The organism is Roseburia intestinalis L1-82 (assembly GCF_900537995.1).
GTDB classification, from domain to species: Bacteria; Bacillota; Clostridia; order Lachnospirales; family Lachnospiraceae; genus Roseburia; species Roseburia intestinalis.
This window is the reverse complement of the sequence record NZ_LR027880.1, coordinates 1,628,847-1,650,765: the sequence shown is the minus strand read 5'-3', so window position 1 is coordinate 1,650,765 and position 21,919 is coordinate 1,628,847. Positions and strand designations below refer to the sequence as shown.

Genomic DNA, 21,919 nt, shown 5'->3' with positions numbered 1-21,919 from the left:
ACCTTACCCTTTCGGCTGATACCTGATATCCGACACATGATACACTGTAATAAATGCTTTCGGATCTTCATGATTCATATAATTCATCAATTTCTGATACTCGTTCTTGTCCACGATGGTAATGATCTCGTTTCTTTTCTGCATATTATAAGCACCGATGGATTCATAGATCGTCGCCCCGCTATGAAGATCATTGAGGATAAAATTGCGGAGTTCCTCCTCTTTTTCCGTAATGATACACACACGGCGTTTGATATTATGATCAAAAATAAAATGATCTAAAACGATCCCATTAAAATAGGTTCCCAAAATACTGAGTACCACTGTTTTTTTATCATAAACGAAAGCTGCTGAAAGTGCAACACACATCCCCGATAAGGACATTGCACGCCCAAGATCCATATGCAGATATTTATTCATGATCTTCGCAACGATATCAAGTCCGCCGGAGGATGCATTGCGGTTAAATAAAATACTGAGTCCCACACTGACCACTAAAATATAACACAGCACATCTAACTCCTGGCTGTCCGTCAGTGATCCAAGATTCGGGAAAACCATTTCAAATATCCCTAAAAACACGGGGAGCATAATGCTGGTATAAACGGTCTTTACCCCAAATTCCCTTCCACAGGTAAAAAATCCGATGACCAGAAGCACCACATTTAAAATCATGGTGATTGCCGATAACGGCAGTGGAATAAAATTAGAAAGCACGATTCCAAGACCGGAAATACTGCTGACTGACGCATGGCTTGGCACCAAAAAGAAATACACTGCAGCCGCAATGACTGCCACCGCTGCCGTCAGTATCACGGTTTCTTTCGCAATCTCTATATAGTTCACTTGTTTTTTCATAATATTCCTCGTTTCTGAGCAACTTGCTGCTGAGATATATTCCCATGCGAATTGCTGTTTTTTCGATTCTACTGATGTTTTCTAAGCTGTCTTCTTTTGGTGAAATACAGGATTTTTTTTCAGCATGACAATTAACGGTATCACCATAATGATCCATGTAACCGGCTCTGTCCAGATGACGCCCCAGTAACCGAAATACCGGACGAATACCGCCGTGAACACGATCTTACATGCCAGTTCCAGAAAGCTGGAAAAGATCGGTGTCTTATAATCTCCGACTCCCTGCATCGTGTTGCGCAGGATCACGATCCACACACAGACCATCTCAAACAACATATCAACCCGCAGATACGTTGTTCCCCAGTATAGAATTTCTGCATTTTGCGTACTCGCTATAAAGCCAACCAGACAGGTAGAAATCGTATATGCCATGATCATGACCATCACCGCCCAGCCACAGCCAAGCATCAGCGCCGCCTTTAAGCCGGAAGTAATCCTGTCATATTTACCAGCGCCATAATTCTGTCCGCTGTAGGTTGCCATGGTCGCTCCCAGCACCGTGACCGGCAGTCCCCATATTTCAAAAACCTTTCGTGCTGCAGTATGTGCCACGATCACGGAAGTTCCAAGTGTATTGATTCCGGTCTGTAAGATCAGTGTACCAAGATTTACAAGACTTGACATCATTCCCATGGAAAGCCCGCCGGACAACATCGTACGCACTTCTGATTTTTCCAGTTTAAAATGTCTGCGTTCCACCTGAAGGATCGGGAAATGTCTTTTGATATGGATCACACAGAGCACCACGGATACCACCTGTGAGATCACAGTTGCCGCTGCGGCTCCGCCAACACCCATGGAAAATACCAGAATACAGACATAGTCCAGAATGACATTTAACACCGCCGCAAGGATCAGAAAAATAAGCGGTGTCATGGAATCTCCGATCGCACGCAATACATTTGCACACATATTATAGGCAAGTGTCACAAACATCCCAAGCACCAGGATGCTGATATAGGTATATGCCATCTCTTTCTGTTCTGCCGGCACATGCATGATGCTAAGGAGTGGACGTAAAAATACAAATACGCCGGTCACCAGTATCGCCGCCGTCACAAATCCTAAAAGAATCGTTCCCGCAACACTCTTTTTTAATTTTTCCGTGTCCCCTGCCCCAAAATATCTTGCCGTCACGACCGAAAAACCAAGCGTTAAACCGTTAAAAAATCCCGTCAGCAGATTATAAAGGATCGAGACGGAACCGACTGCCGCAAGCGCTCCCTCACCAAGGGTACTGCCTACAATCTTTGTGTCAATCAGCCCATAAAAAAGCTGGAACAGATTTCCCAAAAATACCGGGATTGCAAACTGCAGGATCAGTTTGACCGGCTTTCCTTCTGTCAGATTTGCACCATTTCGTTTCATTTCACTTTGTATCCCTTTCTCGTTTTCTGCTCTCAAAATAAATAAAATGATCGATTGCATCTAAAATATCGGAAAAATCTTTCCGCGGTGCAAGATCGATATAGCGTTTTAAGAGTTCCTCTTCCTGATCTTTGTATCTTCCATAAAAAATATCATACAGATTGTGTCCGCGCAAATAGATTTTTATTTCTTCCATATGTGCTTTGATATCAGAAATGCTCTGCATCTCAAATCCAAGCACCTCCGTCAGATGTTTCCCGCTGCTAAGGCGGTGTAAATACTCCTTCCATTTTTCAAACAGCGTCTCATAAAATGTCTCCTCAGATTCGACCACACCAAGTTCAGTCATCACTTTGGGGTTGAAAAAATAGTTTTCAAATGAGTAGTATTTTAAAATCAGGACATTTTCCGGCCGGACCTTTGGCAGAGTGTCAACATCCTCCAAATTCCGCTGCTCATAGTAACGACAGAGCTGCCGCCCTAATTCCATACGGTCTTTTCCATCCCCGTCGCGTATCATCAGAAACTGATCCCGCAGGTAGATCTGGTTCATATATTTCAGGTTTGCGTAAGTCTTGATGTTGGTACAGCTGTTTGTCGTGATGATCGCAATTCTTGAGAGTTTTCCACTCTCATCGTAAGTCTCCGAATAATATTTCCGGATCAGAAGCGGCAGGCGGCTCTTGTCCTGTTTCCCCTCCACAATAAATACAAAGTTCACATTCATCAGATCACTTGCCGTGTAACCGAGATCTTCGAGGATCGCACTCACATCCGTCTTTTCACACATCTTCGAATATCCTTCTCCGTCTAAAACAATCTGTCTGATCTGCCTGCTGTTAAAGTTCGCCAATAGATTTGGCGAGTGCGTGGAAAAGATCACCTGGTTCTTTCTGGACAGGCGGTATAAAATCTCCCCGGAAACTTTCTGTAATTTCGGATGCAGAAATATCTCCGGATCCTCGATCATAAGAATGCTCGGGATCCGACTTTCCGTTCCCGTATATGTTTCAAGCAGCGACAACATGTAAATACTGCGCATGCCTTTTCCCATCTTTGCCACCGGTCTGGTCAGGTTCTGCGCCGGATTGTGGATCTCGGTCGTAACTTTTAACATCCGCTCCACATCCCGGTTCATCGAGTATAAGATCTCATCCTGTCCGCCGTTCTTTTTATAATTCTGATTTACTTTTCTCGCAAACTCGTCCAGATTTAACTGGTATAACTTGTAGTCCAAAAGTTTCGCTGTCTCAAATGCATCCAGCTCTGCCGGTGCTTTCTTCTCGATCAGACCGATACACGAAAAGCAGTGCCCGCATTTTTTTGCCTGATTGAACATACAGGTGTCCGCACGCATTCGTTTTAACAGTTCATCCTCCTGCAGCATTAAAAGGTCGCCCTGCAGCTGGTTTAGATCACGCTCCGCATCCAGATAGTAGATCTTCGGAAACACCTGTGGGATACAGGAATTATTTTTGTGCTCCCCATCCTGATAGCGCACCCAGCCATCCCGGTGTGCGATAAAGGTAAACTGCAGTACACCGCCTGACTCTCCTTCGTTCACGGAAAATGATGGCAGCTTTTTACAGAAATCCTCAAGCCACGTCTCATATCTTTTATACTGGCTGACTATGCCGTTCTGATGCAGCCATTTTAAATCTTCAATGGAAAATTCTAATGACAGATCCATCTCAATGTTGGCACAGTCACCGTCAAAATCTTCCGCAGAAATATGATAATCTCCAAAAGCCGCACGGATCGCCTCTAAGATCGTTGTCTTTCCTGTATTGTTCTGTCCTACCAGAATCAATGCATTTTCGATACTGTCGATTTTCATCTCGTGGATCGCTTTAAAATTTTTTATATGGATACCGGTCAGCTTCATATGCTTCCTCCCACATTATTTTCATTCATATCATGTGCAAAATCGTCACATGAGCCAATTCGCCGTTTGCTTACGCCCATGATACCTTTTATTCTAACACTGAAATCCTGATCCGTCATCAGCCTTTACAGGAATCTGTTTTATCAGAAATATTTAAAAATACATCACAAAATATAAGTTCTTCTTTACAAAGCCTTATCAGTATGCTATAACAAAACTTGTCAAAACTAATATTTCATATTAGCAGAGTAGAACTCTGTGCGTTAAGTGCCATGTGAACAGGGAGTTGTCACACGGACGAAAAACAAAAGCGCTGCTTTTGTTTGCGGTACAGAATTCGCATCCCGCTGCTGCATAAAGGTATTTATGTCTCCTCTATGTGGTTTTAGGAAACTGCTAAGGAAGGAGGCTTTTTTTATGAAAAAATTAAAGGAACTGTATCAACAATCACTTCAGGAACTGTGCCACACAAAGACGGTCGTGCTCTGCGGACTCTTAGCTGCACTCGCCATCGTCTTAAGTATGGTCGCAAGCATCCAGCTCGGTCCTTACATCAAGATCGGCTTTTCCGGGCTGCCAAACCGCATCGTTGAATTTTTATTCGGTCCGGCGGTCGGATGCCTGTTCGGCGGTGCGCTCGATCTTTTAAAGTATGTCTTAAAGCCGGATGGTCCATTTTTCTTTGGATTCACCTTTAATGCCATGCTTTCCGGTCTGATTTACGGCACCCTGCTCTACCGCCGTCCGGTCTCAATCAAGCGTATCGTGATCGCCGAGTTTTTTGTAAAGCTAGTCATCAACTGCGGTCTGAATACGCTCTGGATCTCCATGCTTTACGGAAAAGGCTTTATTGCACTGCTTGGTCCGCGTGTCATCAAAAACGTGATCATGCTGCCAATTGACAGCTTTATCCTGTTCTTTGCACTGACTTATGCGAAAAAGATTGCGGCGCAGTTTGGATTTTTCACAGTAAAATCAGGTGCGAAGGAACGTGCCTGATGGGTAAAATCTGATAGTGGATTCTTTTTAGAATTGCAAGTCAAAGTTCAGAATCATAGATTGTATCCTGCGCAGGCATAGCTATAATCGTAAACAAAATGCAGAGATGTGTATCCGTAAATGAATATACATCTCTGCATTATTTTTTCTTTATTGAAACTGCTTAAACGCCTCTCTCTGGCAGTAATCATATCAGAAAGCCGATGTAATTGTAATGATTACATTTAATATTTCTCGCCATAATGCCATTTCATTGATTTTTGATCCATAAGCAGTACGATCAGCGTTCCACCCTGCACAATGGCATTCTGCCCCGACAAAAATCTCATTTTCACACTACCACATTTTTCGAAGTCCTTTCGGATAGTGGTTTTTCATGATTCCACCCGCCAGTTTTCCCCAGCCGCTGCTAAATCCGTCTGCCATGATCAGATACCATCCCTTTTCTCCCTCATAAGAAAAAGTTCCGCCATTTAAATAACCACGAATCACCTCTCCGTCCGAAGCCAGATCTGCCGTATAGCGCACCTGTTCTTTTTTTAGTGCCAGTGCAAGCGCATGTGACGGCTCCATGCGGTTCTTTTTTACCGTTCCAAGATGCAGTCCCGGTCGCAGGACTTTAAGACCTTTTACAGAAGGCATACCTTTCGGTGCAAGGTAAAGCTGATCTCCAAATTTCACATATGTACCATTTTTCTCCAGTCCGGCTAATGTCTGTGGATCTAATGTATCTTTCGCAAAATCCAGAAATTCCACGATTCCTTTGCCCGGTACTTTCAGATCTTTTGCAGGGATTCCTTTTTCTTCCCCATTCCGGCAATAACCCTGTCTTAGTGTTCCCTCTTTTTCAAGGACAGCCAGATAGTGGCCCTCTCCATTCAGATGCTGTGGCCAGAGACGGATCGTCTGTGCAATCTCAGGCAATACCTGTCCCATTTTTTCCCTGAAATAAGCCCATTCCGGTACTCCTGCCGACATGCCATCTGCCTTTTTTACTTCCACGATACGAAACTCCGGGTGCCGCAGCAGAAAGCGTGTCATGCTTCCCTCATTCTCTGCCGGGGCAAACGTACAGGTGGAATACACGATCCTGCCGCCCGGTGCAAGCATTGAAGCCGCACAGTCTAAAATTCCATCCTGCCTTTCGGCACAAAGGCTGACATTTTCAGGGCTCCACTCTTCACATGCCGCTTCATTTTTGCGGAACATGCCTTCCCCGGAACACGGCGCATCCACCAGAATACGGGTAAAATAATCCTCGAACACCTCCGCTAAACGCTGCGGCGACTCGTTCGTGACCATTGCATTTGCAATCCCCATCCGCTCCACGTTCTCCGATAAAATCTTCGCGCGTGCCGGATGGATTTCATTGCAGATGAGAAGTCCCTGCTCCTTCCACTTCCCGGATGTGTACATTTCATGCATTCTTGCCGCGATCTGTGTGCTTTTTCCGCCAGGAGCCGCGCACAAATCTAAGATCCGTTCCTGACAGTCTGCCGCTTCTTTTTGCACCACATCATAATCTTCCATCAGATAGGAAACCGGCGCCATGGCACTCGGCTCCTGGATATAATACACGCCCGCCTCATGAAGCGGATGCTTGCCCGGAGTGTCATCTTTTTCATAGTAAAATCCATCTTTCGCCCAGGCTACCGGCTGCAGGGAAAAAGGTACTTTTTCCTTCATCTGCGCAGTATCTCCCTTGATACTGTTTAACCGCAGTGCCTGATATTTATCCTTGTCATAACTTTCTAAAAATGCCGGATATTCATTTCCGAGCATTGATTCCATTCTGTTTAAAAACGCTTGTGGAAGCATTTTAATCCTCCTTGTTTTGCGGAGCAAAATGCGACTGCCCATGCAGGAGCAGAGGATTTCCCTCCTTGTTTTGCGGAGCAAAATGCGACTGCCCATGCAGGAGCAGAGGATTTTCCTCCTTGTTTTGCTTTTCCGTTTCTTTCTGCTGTAAATAAAAAACCGCCTTTTGTGCTTCTATTTCTTCACGCAGTTCTTCTTCCGTAGGCAGATATAATTTATATTTGCTGGCAAATAGCTGTTCATTTCCATGCAATATAGAATACCTTGCAATATCCTCATCTGTTTCCGAACACAAAACAATGCCTAACGTAGGGTTGTCATCCGGTGACTTTTTTAATTCATCATACATGCGAATGTACATATCCATCTGCCCTACATCCTGATGGGTAATTCTGGTTGTTTTCAGATCAATCAATACAAAACATTTTAAAATATAATTATAGAACACCAAATCTATAAAATAATCCTGTTTCTCAGTGTGAATATGCTGTTGTCTTGCAACAAACGCATAGCCTTTTCCCATTTCCATAAGAAATTTCTGCAAATTTGAGATAATGCTCGATTCTAATTTTGTCTCATTAAAAGAAGCGTCCAATGTCAATCCTAAGAATTCTACCACAACTGGATTTTTTATAAATTCTAACTTGTCCTGCTGATACTCAAACGTCTTTTCCTGCATCTCATGCTCTACAGCATCTTTATCTTTCGACTGCAGTAATCTGTAATAATATTGTGTATCTATATTCCGCTGTAAAGTACGCACACTCCAGGTTTGCTCATATGCTTCTTTTTCATACCAATCACGCGCTGTCTTATCATGCACCTGTAATAAAGTTCTATAATGAGACCATGAAAGTCTAATATTAGATTGTCGACACAGTGTGTCGACAATCTCTGGAAAAGCTTTATAAAATCGTACACAATGATAAAGATTACTTCTGTCATAACCTTTTCCATATTTATCTGTAAGTTCTTTTGACAATTTTTTGATAATCTCTACCCCATACTCTGCACGATCTTCACCCGCCAGTTCTTCCTCTGCGATCCGATACCCGATCAGCCAGTTTCTCTGTGACAATATTGTATTAACTGCACGATAGGCTTCTTTCTGTGAAACTTCTATGATATTTTGAACATCATTTAAGATATTTTCCGTTTTTTGAAATTTGTTCATAATATCATTATTTTCAATTTTCAATGCATCATTCATCTGCCAGTCTCCTTTCCGGGAGATAATATCTGCCTTATTTTTCTGTATAGACCTGACCTGTACTAGATCTGGTTGTATATTTGTTCTTAATCTTTCAATACCCGTTTATTGTACCATATCCCCACCGTATTTACACCAGTTTTCTCCCCTCTCATAATCTAATCGTAAAATCAGTACATTCCCAGATGCACGCAAAAAGCTGGCATTCTCATCTATAGAACACCAGCCTTTTATTCTCATTTACCATTCTTTCCAGACTTTCAACATCCGGTTATATGCTTCATCCAATACCTTCCTTGGTGATGCCAGATTCAGCCTTATACATCCTCTTCCATCTTCCCCAAATACACTTCCCATATAAACTGACACATTTGCTTTTTTCAAAAACCACTCTTCTAATTTCTGCTCGGTTAGTCCGGTTTTCTGATAATCTATCCAGAGCAGATATGTTCCTTCTCTCGGATAAACATGAAATTCTGGAAAATGTTTTGCGAAAAAATCTCTTGTAAACACTTCATTCGCATCTATATATTTTTTGACAGCCTCATACCAGTCATCACATTCTGTATATGCCTTTTCTACCGCAGTTACTGCAAAAATTGTCGGATTATGCATCCCAATACGATCAATAGTAACCTCTATCTCTTTTCTTAATTTTTCGTTTGGAATTATCATATAGGAAACAATAACTCCAGGAATGTTAAATGTCTTTGTCGGCGAACTTGCTAAAATCAGTCTGTCATTCATCTCTTCTGTAACATCCAACGCTGTCTGATGTCTCACTCCCGCTTTCATCAGATCACCATGAATCTCATCCGTAAATAAAATCAGATCGTGTTCTCTACAGAAGTCTGCAACTTGCACCAATTCATCTTTCGTCCATGCCCGTCCTGTTGGATTATGCGGATTGCACAAGATCATCATTTTAGTATGTTCATCCACCATTGACTCCATTTGCGCAAAATCCATTTCATAGTGTTCCCCATTTTTTTTAAGCGGACTGGACAGCATTTTTCTGTTATTTTTTAAAATTGAATTCTGCAATGGACCATATGCAGGTGTATGCATAATAATACCGTCACCTTTTTCTGTATATGTTTCCACACATATACTGGATGCAATATTGATTCTTGGACAAAAAACGATCCATTCTCTAGGGATATCCATATTGTATTGTTTTTTATACCATCTTTGAATACTGAGAAAAAATTTATCACTTAAATCGGTATATCCCAAAACACCCATATCCAAAATTTTATGCAGACTATCTCTGATTTCAACAGGTGCCCGAAAATCCATATCAGCAACACCCAAATGAATCATATCTCTTGTTCCATATTTTTTATCCATGGTATCCCATCTGCCACAATTTGTATTTCTACGATTCACTATATCATCAAAATCATACTGTGTTTCCATATACAATCTCCTCGTCATATTGGTTATACTGTTTCATTTTCCTTCTGAAGTGCCAGATACTCATCATAATACTCATCCCCAGGTTTTATCTTTGCAATACCAAAGCCTGTAAATCCCCATATAATCGCAAATATAACACCTGTGTAACAAATAACAGCCCAAGGAAGATAGGATAATGTAGGCACTCCAAGTGTTGTTGCCATATAAACACCTGCTGCTGTCCACGGAACAATCGGTTCTACAACTGTTGCAGAATCTTCCAGAGTTCTTGATAAATTCTTAGGCTGTAATCCCTTTTTGATATAGGTTTTTGCAAACATTTCTCCCGGTATTAAAATGGATAACTGACCGTTACTCGTCACAAAAACAGCCGTAATACATGAAACAATCGTTGCAACAATCAATCCTCCAGTCGTTTTTACTGTTTTCATCAACTTGTTTAAAACAATATCTAATGATCCCGTTACTGCCAGCGTTCCTGCAAATCCATACGCACAGAATGCAATCAAAACCGTGTTTAACATGGAAAGCATACCACCACGCTCTAAAAGTCTTGGAATATCTGGTATCAATGCTGCTGCATCAAACCCTGTCTTTGTTACCATGTCAAGACTGAATCCACTGATTGCTGCCGTAAAACACTGCTGTAAGGAAAATCCTTGAAAAACAGTCGCATTAAAAAACGCAACAACGCTTGATATCAACATGACTGGGATCGTCGGTTTCTTTCGAATTGAACCATATAAAACAATGAGTGGCGGTAATATTACAAGCGGATTAAACCGAAACAGGCTCTCTAATGTTGTCAATATTGTTTCTACTTTTTCCGGTGTTGCCACAGTACCTCCACCTGCTGCTGAAAAACCGGCTATTGTATATACAATAATACAAATGATACATCCCGGAATTGTCGTATAAAACATATGCCCTATATGATCATACAATTTCGAACCTGCTGCAATCGGTGCAAGATTCGTTGTATCTGACAACGGAGACATTTTATCTCCGAAATATGCTCCTGATACCACTGCACCTGCTACCATCGGAAGTGGAGCCCCCATACCTGCTGCTACTCCCATCAAAGCTACTCCTATCGTTCCGGCTGAACCCCACGATGTGCCTGTACAAACTGATACAACCGCTGTAACAAGAAATGATGTAACCGCTATGTACCGGGGACTTATAATTTTAAGTCCATAATATACCATCATCGGGATTGTTCCACCAATCATCCACGAACCAATCAAAAAACCAACAATGATTAAAATAAATATTGCCGGCATTGTTTTTGAAAGTTTACCAACAATAGAATCCATGATATCATCCCATGTATATCCCAACGCGATAGCAATGACTGCCGCCACTGCCGCCGAAACCAGCATCAGTACCTCTGGACTCAGTCCCATAACTGCATAACCAACTCCGAGCAGTAAAATCATCGCTAAAATAGGAAGTACTGCCAGAAAAAATGTTGGTTTTTTCTTTTCTCTCACTTTTTGATTACCCATAGATAAATCCTCCTCATGGCTGGATACATTTTTTCCAGCTAATCTTCATTTGTTTTTCTCTATTTCACCACCGCAATTACTTCTACTTCACATAATACATTTTTCGGAAGTGTTTTTACTGCTACACAAGATCTTGCCGGTTTGTCTGTGAAATATTTTGCATATACCTCATTAAAAGCAGCAAAATCATTCATGTCATTCAAGAAACATGTTGTTTTTAAAACCGAACGATAGTCCGTTCCGGCCTCTTTTAAAATAGCCCCAATATTTTCCATAACCTGTTCTGCCTGAGGAACAATACCTCCAGAAACAATTTCCCCATTTTCCGGATTTACAGGAATTTGTCCTGAACTGAACAAAAGTTTATCGTATTGTACAGCCTGTGAATAACATCCAATTGCCTCCGGAGCATTTTTTGTAAAAATTTGTTTTATCATTTCATCCATCTCCTTTATTTTTTGATAATTTGATTATAGCAATAAAATATATTTTAGTCAATAGAATTTTATTCATTCAATAAACTTTTATTCATTTTTTCTTGCACATTATTTCTTTTTTACTTATAATGATTAAGGTAGTATCAAACTTTACTTTATGATAAAATATATTTTAGTTCATGCATGATTGTATGAACCAGTAAACACAAATGATATGAACTATGAAGAAAGAGGTATTTATTATGGATAATCCTTTTTTAAAACTTACTGTAACAGACCGACAAATTCTTAACTCTTATGCTCTCATGTTAAACGGACTTGGTGCATACCTTGGTGACGGATACGAATTAGTACTTCACAGCTTAGAAAGTCTTGATCACTCTGTCATAAAAATCATCAACGGACATTTTACTGGAAGGAAAGAAGGCTCTCCCATTACCGATCTCGCTTTAAAAATGTTAGGGGAGCTTGAACAGGATCCTTCACGTACTGTTTCTCCTTATTTCAATAAAAGCAGTTCTGATTCAATGCTTCGCTCTTGTACAATTCCTATTACAGGCGAACACGGCCGGATTATCGGTTTACTTTGCATAAATTTTCATATGGAAATGCCACTCTCCGAATTTCTGCAAGGAATGCTTCCTTCACAGGACTCCTCTTCTGTAACACAGGCTTCCTCTGAAACTTTTTCAGACAATATTGATGACCTGATACTTTTTTCACTTACAGAAACCAAAGAATCCGTATACAATGATCCCGGCATTTCTTCTTCCAATAAAAATAAAGAAATTATTTTCCGTCTGTATCAACAAGGCATATTTAATCTTAAAGATGCTGTGATCAAAGTTGCCAACCAGTTAAATATTTCAAAAAATACTGTCTATATGCACATTCGAAATTTCAAAGTTTCATCTCCATCCAATTAGAAAGAATCCCAATCGGATTTTTCTGATTGTTCATACTATAATCTGCTTCTTCACAAAAGAATCGCATAAGTTCTTCTTGTCCAGCACAATAGTTTCACAAAACAAATGCCAAAATCCTGCATAAATACAGGATTTTGGCATTTTGGTCCGTTATTTTAAATCCACTTCATCAGTCACAGATCGCTATATGGTATTTCACCTTGCGGAAAATCTTCCACACCAGAATTATCGGCATAGCCAAAACAAGATAAGCCGTGGACAAAAGTCCTGCGGCACCACCAACGATCATCATAACCCAAATAAGAATCTGCATTTTTTCTACCTCTCATAAAATAATATTTTTATTTTTTATTTCATGAGAGCTAAAATGCCATTCTTTTTTCCGTCCGCCCTCCTCACAAACTTCACTAAGAGCAGTCCACGCGGCACGATCTCATCAGCCCTGCGGTACCAGATGCTCCAAAACTGCAAAATCAGCGCTGGGAGTATGACAAGCAGAATCCTTATTGTAACGCCTGCCATTCTGCGCCAGTTTACGGATGCAAACTCTTTTACCCTCCCACTCTCTAATGTTTCGCTGCGTCCTCTGGCTGTCTCTAACAGTGCATCATACGTTTTTGCCAGCCGCTCGCCTGAGAGCATTGTCTGACCGGATGCCTTTTCTGTAGATTTCATTCGTAAAACATCCGACTGACTGCCAGCACAGGTCGTAAGCAGGATCATCCATGCGAATAATAATGGAAATATTCTTTTATAGTAAGTTGGTAAATTTACCAATTTCCTTCGCTTTTTTGTAGATCTCATCACAGTTCATCTCCAGATAGATTTCTAATCCTGCTACTTCCTTATCGGAAAATCCATGATTCTTTGTGATTTTTCCCGGCGGAAGCATGCCCTCTGCAATATCACTTCCACGTTCAAATCGAACCGAAACTCTTTTTTTCCCATCAATTTTTAAAAAGCCGGACTGTGTAAATTTTACTTCTTCCTGTTTATTCATGAAAATCCGCCTTTCTGACTGCTTCTGCCACCTCATCCGGAATGCGCTCTGCCATGTGCACCTTCTTTTCCGGTTCACGTTTTGCCTGATATGTTTCTAACATTTCCCCGCGTTTGCGTGTGATCTCTTTTTCCAATTCTCTTGCAGAGATCAGTCCGCATCCGGCTCCCCGGATAATGATCTGCTCTAATCCATCCGATGTTGCAACCGTCACACGGTATTTTCTTCCATTTTCATGTGCAAACTTCTCAATGTACTGATCCGCAGTCTCTGCCTCCCGCGTGTAAACCACATGAATATTATGGTAATCATACATTTCAGTCTTGTGTCCCTGTACGCGGTATGCATCAAACACCACGATCAGTTCACATCCACGCATTCCCTGATAATCACATAAAATATCGAGAAGCCTTCCACGCGCTCCATCCACATTGTCACGGGCAAGCTCGTTTAACTCATCCCATGCAAATATCACATTGTAACCGTCCACGAGCAGATATTCTTTGTTCGATAATGGCGGTGTGTAAGTCCGTGTTACCGGTAATATATTCGTGCTGCTTCCGCCTGACCGTTTCCAGACATTGCGCCCCGGAGCAGATTTTTCCCGTTTATTAGCATTGTATGTCTGATTTAAAATTCTGTCAATCTCATCTGTGCCGATCCACGCTTCTTCCCTGCTCTGCTGCTGCATATAGATCTGTTTGGGCTGCCATTCATCCGCTTGTTTTGTCGGTTTTAATACGCTTTCCAAATGCATATAATCCATGACCTGATCCCACGGGACCACAAATCCTGCGCCATGCGCACAGAATACGGAGCCGGTTGGATTTGCCAGATCACGTTCCGAATCATAACCGATAATTTCCACAACCTCCTCCGTATTATGGCAGGGCAGATAACCGTGAAGTGTACAGGTAAGGCTTCCATGTCCCTTGGTGTATGCCGTCACATCTTTTGCATAGTCACGCATCGATGCAACCGGAACAATTCCTGTCAACACTGCCATCTCCCCGTTTCTGTCCGGAGCATCAAATTTACCGGACATTCCCTCAATGTCGTTCATGGCACGTCCAATACATTCATTCGGTATCTCCAGCCGGAAATCATACCACGGCTCTAACAGCACGGACTGTGCCTGCTTTAATCCCTGTCGGAACGCACGGTAAGTCGCCTGCCTGAAATCGCCGCCTTCCGTATGTTTTATATGTGCACGTCCGGCGACCAATGTGACTTTCATATCTGTGACCGGCGATCCTGTCAACACACCGACATGCTCCTTTTCTTCCAGATGTGTAAGCACCAGTCTCTGCCAGTTTCTTGAGAACATATCCTCACTGACATCCGCCGCAAAGGTAAGTCCGCTTCCGGTCTCTCCCGGCTCTAATAAAAGATGAACCTCCGCATAATGGCGCAGCGGTTCAAAATGCCCCACTCCCTCCACGGTATCTGCAATCGTCTCGCGGTAGAGAATTTTTCCGGTGCCAAATTCCACCTCCACACCAAAGCGATCTGAGATCAGTGCTTTTAAGATTTCGATCTGCACCTCCCCCATAATCTGTATCCTGATCTCCTGCAGTTCTTCATTCCACACAATGTGAAGTTCCGGCTCTTCTTCCTCTAACATCGCAAGTTTCGGCATCATCGCCTGTGGCTGCACACCGTCAGGCAAAATCAGTTCATAGGTCAGCACCGGCTCTAAGATCGGCAGTTCGGACTCCTCCTGGCTTCCCAATCCCTCACCCGGATAGGTGTAGGATAATCCGGTCACGGCACAGATGGTTCCCGCTTCCACCTCATCTTTTGTCTCATATTTTTCACCGGAATAGATACGGATCTGGTTTACCTTTTCCTCCCAGATATCCTCTGCTTTATTCTGCTTATGTCCTGACAGCAGATTTCTCGCCTTCAGCACACCGCCTGTAACTTTTAAATGTGTAAGACGGCTGCCCTGCGCATCACGTGTGATCTTAAATACGGTGGCACCAAACTCTCCCGGATACTCCGGCATTTTCGTATATTCGGAAAGTGCAAAAAGCAGCTCCTCGATCCCTTCCATTTTCAGTGCAGAACCGAAGAAACATGGAAATAACTCCCTTTTCTGTATCATTTCACGGACAGATTCATCTTCGATACTGCCGCCTTCTAAGTACGCTTCTAACACTTTTTCATTGCAGACCGCCACATTTTCATAAAAATCCTTATCCTGGTAAGTTCCGTCTTCATTTTTTGAGAAATCCACACAGGCACTGCTCAATGTATCCTTGATCTGATCTAATAATTTTTCGTGATCCGTCCCCAGCTGATCCATCTTATTGACAAAAATAAATGTCGGAATATCATAGCGCGCCAGAAGACGCCAGAGAGTCCTCGTATGTCCCTGCACACCGTCCGCACCGCTTATGATCAGCACAGCATAGTCAAGCACCTGCAAGGTACGCTCCATTTCCGCAGAAAAATCCACATGTCCCGGTGTATCTAACAGTGTAAATTCACATCCTCCATACGAAAAAACAGCCTGTTTGGAGAAAATTGTGATTCCACGGTTTCTCTCCATTTCATTGGTATCTAAAAACGCATCTTTATTGTCCACACGTCCGGCTTTCCGGATGCTGCCGCTTTTATATAATAACGCTTCCGACAATGTTGTCTTTCCTGCATCAACATGTGCTAACATTGCAATATTTATATGAGTCTGTGTCATAAAACAATCCCTCTTGCTTTCTTTCACCTGCACTCATGATAACACAAAATTTGCATTAATGCCTTGCTTTTTTCTCTTCTCCCGGTATTGTTTTATGACACAAAAATATCTCAACGGATATCTCTCCCTCAAAGCCTTCCTCCATTGCTTCTAACTGACATACCCTGTTTTTGTATCCCATCGGTCCAATCTGCGTGTCCGGACGCATCGCGAAAAATAATGCCGTAGAATGATGCTTTGGTGCGCGTTTCAGATATTCCGTCGTATAAAACTGCATCTGATAATCCCTGTCGCACTCGTATTCGATCATGGGCAGGACACAGCCTTTGGGACATATCTGCGGCAGAAGTTCCATAAATTCCCGTTTCATCTGTGCAATCTGTTCTTTGCTGAAATGTTCCAGATATCGTTTATCTTCAAAACGTGTCTCCGCCTCTTTCCAGACATCATGGAACCGGATGCCATGAATATAAACACTGCTTTCTGCCTCTCCGGTCAGATGGAGCACTTTGGGTTTTGCATATTCCCCGATCTTTAAGCGGAATCTTTTTTGTACCAGAACAGATCGGTGCTGTTCTGACAGCGTAACCGTAACATCCTCATTTCCCATATTCCAAAATGCTTCTTCGGATAATTTCTGCCCGTCTTTTCCCGTCAGTTCATAGCAGGTGATAAACAGCCTGTCAAGCTCCACCTGTTCTAACTCCCCCAACTCCGCTCCCTGTCCAAGCATATATAAAAACTGTATCTGTTCCTCTATATTATATCGCTCGCCAAGACAGGTGCCTGTTGCTGAAGCGGCCTCAAAACAGCAGCCACCGCTTACAATTTTTTCGATCCACACCTGGTCTGCTTCTTCCAGATTCTGCTTTAACTCTGCCCGGTTTGTCTTCGCTTCTTTGTATGTTCCGTTTCTGTGTTCATATTCCTGTTCCGACATGGCTGAAATTTCCCACAGATAAAATGTATCCTCTTTTTGGGCAATCATGGGAAGCACTGTATAATGTTCTCCCTCGCCATATGACAGATTCAGTATTTTTTGTTTCGTTACAGTTGGAAAAAGGGTTCTTAAATTTTGTGTATTCATAATATCTCCGTTCCTCCTAAATATGAAAAATATCGATCAGAAATACCATCGCCAATCCATAATAAGTGATTACTGCAACCAGATCATTCACCGTCGTGATCAGCGGACCGGATGCAACTGCCGGATCAATATGGATCTTGTGGAAGAACATCGGGATGATCGTACCTACAAAACCAGAGATTACCATCGCAACGACCAGAGAAATCCCAACGCACCCGGAAATCAGGAATGCTGACATCCAGGCATATTTTTTGAACAGGTGGATGTAAATGCCAAGAAATACAAGTGCCATGACGCCAAGGCTCGCTCCATTCAAAAAGCCGATCTTCATTTCTTTTCCAAGAAGAGCCAGTTTTTTTCTGGTATCTAAATCCTCATCCACAAGTACACGGATCGTTACTGCAAGCGACTGCGTACCAACATTTCCTGCCATATCAAGCACCAGCGACTGAAAGCAGATCACGATCGGCAGAACTGCAACCACAGATTCAAATATTCCGACAACAGAGGACACTGCCATCCCAAGGAACAACAATATGATCAGCCATGGCAGTCTCTTTTTCATACTCACGATCGTCGGTTCCTTTAAATCCTCCTCGGAGGTCAGACCTGCAAGTTTTGCATAGTCATCTCCCATCGCATCATCTACTAACTCCACGATATCTGTTGCAGTCAGAATACCGGCTATCTTTCCATCCTGTGTCAGTACCGGGATGGAATCCTCCTCATAATCTGCAATCTTTTCCACACATTCACTGATATTTTCATGTTCATACACATACGGATAGGAACTGCTGACGATCTCCTGCAGAGGTGTATTTTCTCTCGCGATGATCAGGTCTTTCAGATCGATCGCACCGGCAAATTTTTCCTCTGTATCGGTAACATAAATCGTTGAAATATTATCATGTTCCCCCGCCTGGCGGACCAGTTCGCTCATCGCTTCCCGGACGGACAGCTCCTCTGAAATACAGACAAAGTTGTTCGTCATGCAGCTTCCAATCTCATCCTCCTCATAGGAGAGCAGTTTCTGCACATCTTTCTGTGCGTCCGCATCCAGATGGCTCACGATCTCATTTTTCTTTGACTCGGACAGATCATCTAACACGTCAAGTGCATCATCTGCATCCATGTAGGAAATTACTTTTGCTGCCTGCTCTAAAGACAGTTCCTCCAAGTACATTTCCGCATCATCAAAATAGGAAATTATCTCTGCGATCCTTTCAGAGCCGAGCACACGGTAGAGATGCTTCCGCTCAGTCTCCGTCAGAAATGTGATTGCCTCCGCGATATCTTTCTCATGATAATCTGACAGCAGATTCCGTAATTTCTGCTCATCTTTTGTAACACGGATGATCTTTATCAGTTCTTTTACATAGTCTTTTTTCGGGATTAATACTTTTCTCATTGTGACCTCCTTTTCGCCTGAAATGGGCATAAAAATACATCGCTTCATTGTGATTGCAAGGATCCTCTGATGCGATGTATAAAAAGGTGCACAACAATATAGAATATGGCGGTCAGACTTTCACAGACAGCCACATTCTTTTTTTACATCTTCGTACATCGCATATTTTACTTCGTCCTACGCTATCGCAACTGTCCATGAAAATTCACCTCCATTAAAATTTGAATTTTGATATGTCTGAAAATGACGTGGTCATTGTAGCAGAAATGAATGAGAAACGCAACCCCTATTCTTTATAGATATTTCCCCGTAACACTCTCCTCATTCGCTGCAATCTGCTCCGGTGTCCCGCAGGCGACCACTCTGCCGCCCTCCTCTCCACCGCCGGGGCCCATATCAATGATATAATCTGCATTTCGGATCACATCCAGATCATGTTCAATGACGAGCACAGTCGCCCCGTTATCGACCAGCGCCTGAAATACGCCAAGTAACGTCTGTACATCCAACGGATGCAGTCCGATGGTCGGCTCATCAAACACAAAGACAGAATCCGACTGTCCTTTTCCCATTTCACTGGCAAGTTTCAGTCTCTGTGCCTCGCCGCCGGAAAGACTCGGTGTTTCCTCCCCCAGCGTCAGATATCCAAGTCCTAAATTTTTCAGGACACCAAGCCTCTGGTGCACCAGTTTCAGATCCTTGACTGCCTGCAGCGCCGTATTGACATCCATCTCCATCAGTTCCGGCAGGGAATACCTGTTTCCCTGTTTATTTTCATAGCTGATCTGCCATGCCTCTTTCGCGTACCGGGAACCGCCACATTCCGGGCATGGGATGTCCACATCCGGTAAAAACTGTACATCCAGACTGATCTGCCCGGTTCCGTCGCAGACCGGGCAGCGCAGCTTTCCAGTATTGTAGGAAAAATCCCCCGCTTTGTATTTCCGGTCTTTCGCATCCGCTGTTTTTGCATAGATTTTGCGGAGTTCATCATGTATGTTTGCATAAGTTGCCACCGTTGAACGGACATTGATACCGATCGGTGAGGCATCGATCAGTTTCACATGGGCAATTCCTTCCGCCGAAATACTCTTCACATGTTTCGGCAGATGTTCCCCGCAAAAAGAGGCTTCCAGTCCCGGAATCAGACTCTCTAAAACCATCGTGGTCTTCCCCGAACCGGAAACACCGGTCACCACGGTAAGTCTGCCCTTTGGAATATCCACTTCCAATGGCTTTACCGTGTGAATGTTATCCGTAGACAGATGCAATTTTCCAAGTGTAAAAACTTCCTCTTTCCCTGCCTGTGTGCGGACATGCATATCTGCCGTTTTCGCCAGAAAAGGACCGATCATGGATTTTTTATTGGAAATAATCTGCGGAATGCTGCCCTCCGCGATCACATATCCGCCTCCCACACCGGCTTCGGGTCCCATCTCGATCAGCCAGTCCGCCTCCGATAATATCTGTGTATCGTGGTCTACCAGAAGAACGGAATTGCCGTCCGCGACCAGATCATGCATCACGGCATTAAGCCCTTTGATATTCGACGGGTGCAGACCGATCGAAGGCTCATCTAACACATACAAAACGCCTGTCGTGCGGTTTCGTACCGCTCTGGCAAGCTGCATCCGCTGCCTCTCTCCGGTCGACAATGTTGAGGCCGTCCGGTCAAGCGACAGATAAGAAAGTCCCAGATCCATCAGCCTTTTCGCAACGGCCTGAAACGATTCACAGATGGATTCTGCCATGGGACGCATTTCTTCCGGCAGGGAATCCGGCACTCCTGCCACCCAGTCCACCAGTTCTTTTAAGGTCATTTTGCAGGCTTCATCCAGACTTATCCCACGGAGCCTTGGTGCTCTCGCAGCTTCAGAAAGCCTGCTGCCGCCACATTCCGGACAGATATCTTCCTTTAAAAATTTTTCCACGCGCTTCATGCCCTTCTCATCTTTTACTTTTGCAAGCGCATTTTCCACGGTGTAAACGGCATTATAATAGGTAAAATCCAGTTCACCCGCCTGGTTGGATTTTTTTGCCTTATAAAAAATATGTTTTTTCTCAGCCGGGCCGTGATAGACGATCTCTTTCTCCTCGTCTGTCAGTTCCCGGAATGGGACATCCGTGCGCACACCCATCTCACGGCAGACATCTGTCATCAGTGACCACATCAGACTGTTCCACGGTGCGACCGCTCCCTCATCAATGCTGATCGAATCGTCCGGCACCAGCGAATCAAAATCCACTGTCCGCACACTTCCCGTACCGCCGCATCTTTGACACGCCCCCTGTGAATTAAAGGCAAGTTCTTCCGCACTCGGTGCATGTACTTTTTCCCCGCACACCGGACATAAGATTTCCTGCTCTGCCGCTACTTTTAACGTAGGCTCTATGTAATGTCCATTCGGACAGCGGTGGGATGCCAGTCTCGAATACATCAGCCTTAAGCTGTTCAAAAGTTCGGTTCCGGTTCCAAACGTACTGCGGATCCCCGGTATTCCCGGACGCTGATGGAGTGCTAAAGCTGCCGGGACATATAACACCTCGTCCACCTGTGCTTTTGCCGCTCCTGTCATACGCCTTCTTGTATAAGTAGAAAGTGACTCCAGATATCGTCTGGAACCCTCTGCATACAAAACACCAAGTGCCAGCGAAGATTTGCCCGAACCGGAGACACCTGCAACCCCCACAATCTGATGCAGAGGTACATCCACATTTACATTTTTCAGGTTGTGGACTCTCGCCCCTTTTACCCCGATATATTTTGGTTCATTATGGTTGGTTTCCATGATGGTACTCCTTATTTATTCGTCTTATCCTGCTCACCGATCGCAGCATGGAAATTTTTAAAAGATCAGTACAAACACTGCGACCAGCATTACCACTGCCCCGGTCAGGTCAGGAAGCTGATGTGCCAGAAAATTTTCGGTCAACCCTGCATTGTCATCGATCACTTTCCGCAGACGTCCGCTGGCGTTTGCGCTAAAATATCCCTAACAACACTTTCATTTCCCGCCACAATCCTATCAACACTTCCGCACTCCAGACACAACAATCCCGGCGAAAAAGTCCAGTATTCCACCAAGCGCAATCGTGCCTGCAAACAACAGTATCAGTTCCAAAAGATCACAAAACCGATCAATAAAAAGATGATCGTATCAGACGCAAAGAGTTCTCCCAATATCGGTAAATACCTCATATTTTCCCCCCTCTCTAATCTATTCCAGTTTTTTCA

At 43.4% G+C, this 21,919-nt stretch carries 18 protein-coding genes and 1 riboswitch; of the genes, 2 read left to right on the top strand and 16 right to left on the bottom strand.

Annotated elements, in window-relative coordinates:
- Positions 1-3: 3 nt before the first annotated feature.
- From RIL182_RS07650 to RIL182_RS07640, 3 genes are all read right to left on the bottom strand, one after another.
- Positions 4-858 (bottom strand): YitT family protein, encoded by an 855-nt coding sequence (locus RIL182_RS07650; protein ID WP_006859460.1) that lies wholly within the window; start codon positions 856-858, stop codon positions 4-6.
- An 81-nt stretch (positions 859-939) separates the two neighbouring features.
- A complete protein-coding gene (locus RIL182_RS07645) occupies positions 940-2,286 on the bottom strand; it encodes an MATE family efflux transporter (RefSeq protein WP_015522330.1) in 1,347 nt (448 codons plus the stop codon).
- Position 2,287: 1 nt separating this feature from the next.
- A complete protein-coding gene (locus RIL182_RS07640; RefSeq protein WP_134523207.1) occupies positions 2,288-4,171 on the bottom strand; it encodes an ATP-dependent nuclease in 1,884 nt (627 codons plus the stop codon).
- Between the two features lie 242 nt (positions 4,172-4,413).
- A riboswitch (THF riboswitch) is annotated at positions 4,414-4,523 on the top strand.
- Between the two features lie 65 nt (positions 4,524-4,588).
- On the opposite strand from RIL182_RS07640, the gene RIL182_RS07635 reads away from it, so the two are divergent.
- Positions 4,589-5,170, top strand: coding sequence for a folate family ECF transporter S component (locus tag RIL182_RS07635; protein ID WP_015522327.1), 582 nt, complete (start codon positions 4,589-4,591; stop codon positions 5,168-5,170).
- A 336-nt stretch (positions 5,171-5,506) separates the two neighbouring features.
- Here RIL182_RS07635 and RIL182_RS07630 read toward each other — a convergent pair whose 3' ends face one another.
- The 6 genes from RIL182_RS07630 to RIL182_RS07610 form a co-directional block, all read right to left on the bottom strand.
- On the bottom strand, positions 5,507-6,988 hold the full coding sequence (locus tag RIL182_RS07630) for an RsmF rRNA methyltransferase first C-terminal domain-containing protein (protein WP_044999612.1): 1,482 nt from the start codon (positions 6,986-6,988) through the stop codon (positions 5,507-5,509).
- Between the two features lies 1 nt (position 6,989).
- Positions 6,990-8,198: a PDDEXK nuclease domain-containing protein gene (locus RIL182_RS07625; RefSeq protein WP_134523205.1), complete on the bottom strand. Its 1,209-nt coding sequence runs from the start codon at positions 8,196-8,198 to the stop codon at positions 6,990-6,992.
- 105 nt (positions 8,199-8,303) lie between these two features.
- Positions 8,304-8,438 carry a hypothetical protein gene (locus tag RIL182_RS21955; RefSeq protein ID WP_006858626.1) on the bottom strand — a complete coding sequence of 45 codons (135 nt, stop codon included), beginning with the start codon at positions 8,436-8,438 and terminating at the stop codon, positions 8,304-8,306.
- A complete protein-coding gene (locus RIL182_RS07620) occupies positions 8,439-9,617 on the bottom strand; it encodes a MalY/PatB family protein (RefSeq protein WP_006858595.1) in 1,179 nt (392 codons plus the stop codon).
- A gap of 23 nt (positions 9,618-9,640) precedes the next feature.
- The gene (nhaC, locus tag RIL182_RS07615; protein WP_006858594.1) at positions 9,641-11,125 is read right to left on the bottom strand and encodes a Na+/H+ antiporter NhaC; all 1,485 of its coding nucleotides are present in this window, start codon (positions 11,123-11,125) and stop codon (positions 9,641-9,643) included.
- Between the two features lie 59 nt (positions 11,126-11,184).
- Complete coding sequence (locus RIL182_RS07610) at positions 11,185-11,562, bottom strand: RidA family protein (RefSeq protein WP_044999453.1); 378 nt, start codon at positions 11,560-11,562, stop codon at positions 11,185-11,187.
- Positions 11,563-11,783: 221 nt separating this feature from the next.
- On the opposite strand from RIL182_RS07610, the gene RIL182_RS07605 reads away from it, so the two are divergent.
- On the top strand, positions 11,784-12,488 hold the full coding sequence (locus RIL182_RS07605; RefSeq protein WP_006858624.1) for a helix-turn-helix transcriptional regulator: 705 nt from the start codon (positions 11,784-11,786) through the stop codon (positions 12,486-12,488).
- A gap of 169 nt (positions 12,489-12,657) precedes the next feature.
- Here the strand turns inward: RIL182_RS07605 and RIL182_RS21200 are convergent, their stop codons facing one another.
- From RIL182_RS21200 to RIL182_RS07575, 7 genes are all read right to left on the bottom strand, one after another.
- A complete protein-coding gene (locus tag RIL182_RS21200) occupies positions 12,658-12,801 on the bottom strand; it encodes a hypothetical protein (protein WP_006858593.1) in 144 nt (47 codons plus the stop codon).
- Positions 12,802-12,836: 35 nt separating this feature from the next.
- Positions 12,837-13,163, bottom strand: coding sequence for a hypothetical protein (locus tag RIL182_RS07600; protein WP_242655624.1), 327 nt, complete (start codon positions 13,161-13,163; stop codon positions 12,837-12,839).
- A gap of 76 nt (positions 13,164-13,239) precedes the next feature.
- The gene (locus RIL182_RS07595; RefSeq protein WP_006858592.1) at positions 13,240-13,488 is read right to left on the bottom strand and encodes a hypothetical protein; all 249 of its coding nucleotides are present in this window, start codon (positions 13,486-13,488) and stop codon (positions 13,240-13,242) included.
- Positions 13,481-16,189, bottom strand: a complete 2,709-nt coding sequence (locus RIL182_RS07590) for a translation factor GTPase family protein (RefSeq protein ID WP_134523203.1) — start codon at positions 16,187-16,189, stop codon at positions 13,481-13,483. Before RIL182_RS07590 ends, RIL182_RS07595 begins: the two co-directional genes overlap by 8 nt.
- Positions 16,190-16,244: 55 nt before the next feature.
- Positions 16,245-17,276 (bottom strand): hypothetical protein, encoded by a 1,032-nt coding sequence (locus RIL182_RS07585; RefSeq protein WP_006858591.1) that lies wholly within the window; start codon positions 17,274-17,276, stop codon positions 16,245-16,247.
- Positions 17,277-17,292: 16 nt separating this feature from the next.
- Positions 17,293-18,714 carry a magnesium transporter gene (mgtE, locus tag RIL182_RS07580; protein ID WP_006858620.1) on the bottom strand — a complete coding sequence of 474 codons (1,422 nt, stop codon included), beginning with the start codon at positions 18,712-18,714 and terminating at the stop codon, positions 17,293-17,295.
- 263 nt (positions 18,715-18,977) lie between these two features.
- On the bottom strand, positions 18,978-21,473 hold the full coding sequence (locus RIL182_RS07575; RefSeq protein ID WP_134523200.1) for an excinuclease ABC subunit UvrA: 2,496 nt from the start codon (positions 21,471-21,473) through the stop codon (positions 18,978-18,980).
- Between the last annotated feature and the right edge of the window lie 446 nt (positions 21,474-21,919).

Excerpts from the sequence above, each read along its gene's own strand:
- RIL182_RS07650 (WP_006859460.1), bottom strand. The coding sequence starts at position 858 with ATGAAAAAACAAGTGAACTATATAGAGATTGCGAAAGAAACCGTGATA.
- RIL182_RS07645 (WP_015522330.1), bottom strand. The coding sequence starts at position 2,286 with ATGAAACGAAATGGTGCAAATCTGACAGAAGGAAAGCCGGTCAAACTG.
- RIL182_RS07640 (WP_134523207.1), bottom strand. The coding sequence starts at position 4,171 with ATGAAGCTGACCGGTATCCATATAAAAAATTTTAAAGCGATCCACGAG.
- RIL182_RS07635 (WP_015522327.1), top strand. The coding sequence starts at position 4,589 with ATGAAAAAATTAAAGGAACTGTATCAACAATCACTTCAGGAACTGTGC.
- RIL182_RS07630 (WP_044999612.1), bottom strand. The coding sequence starts at position 6,988 with ATGCTTCCACAAGCGTTTTTAAACAGAATGGAATCAATGCTCGGAAAT.
- RIL182_RS07625 (WP_134523205.1), bottom strand. The coding sequence starts at position 8,198 with ATGAATGATGCATTGAAAATTGAAAATAATGATATTATGAACAAATTT.
- RIL182_RS21955 (WP_006858626.1), bottom strand. The coding sequence starts at position 8,438 with ATGAGAATAAAAGGCTGGTGTTCTATAGATGAGAATGCCAGCTTTTTG.
- RIL182_RS07620 (WP_006858595.1), bottom strand. The coding sequence starts at position 9,617 with ATGGAAACACAGTATGATTTTGATGATATAGTGAATCGTAGAAATACA.
- nhaC (WP_006858594.1), bottom strand. The coding sequence starts at position 11,125 with ATGGGTAATCAAAAAGTGAGAGAAAAGAAAAAACCAACATTTTTTCTG.
- RIL182_RS07610 (WP_044999453.1), bottom strand. The coding sequence starts at position 11,562 with ATGATAAAACAAATTTTTACAAAAAATGCTCCGGAGGCAATTGGATGT.
- RIL182_RS07605 (WP_006858624.1), top strand. The coding sequence starts at position 11,784 with ATGAAGAAAGAGGTATTTATTATGGATAATCCTTTTTTAAAACTTACT.
- RIL182_RS21200 (WP_006858593.1), bottom strand. The coding sequence starts at position 12,801 with ATGCAGATTCTTATTTGGGTTATGATGATCGTTGGTGGTGCCGCAGGA.
- RIL182_RS07600 (WP_242655624.1), bottom strand. The coding sequence starts at position 13,163 with ATGAAATCTACAGAAAAGGCATCCGGTCAGACAATGCTCTCAGGCGAG.
- RIL182_RS07595 (WP_006858592.1), bottom strand. The coding sequence starts at position 13,488 with ATGAATAAACAGGAAGAAGTAAAATTTACACAGTCCGGCTTTTTAAAA.
- RIL182_RS07590 (WP_134523203.1), bottom strand. The coding sequence starts at position 16,189 with ATGACACAGACTCATATAAATATTGCAATGTTAGCACATGTTGATGCA.
- RIL182_RS07585 (WP_006858591.1), bottom strand. The coding sequence starts at position 17,276 with ATGAATACACAAAATTTAAGAACCCTTTTTCCAACTGTAACGAAACAA.
- mgtE (WP_006858620.1), bottom strand. The coding sequence starts at position 18,714 with ATGCCCATTTCAGGCGAAAAGGAGGTCACAATGAGAAAAGTATTAATC.
- RIL182_RS07575 (WP_134523200.1), bottom strand. The coding sequence starts at position 21,473 with ATGGAAACCAACCATAATGAACCAAAATATATCGGGGTAAAAGGGGCG.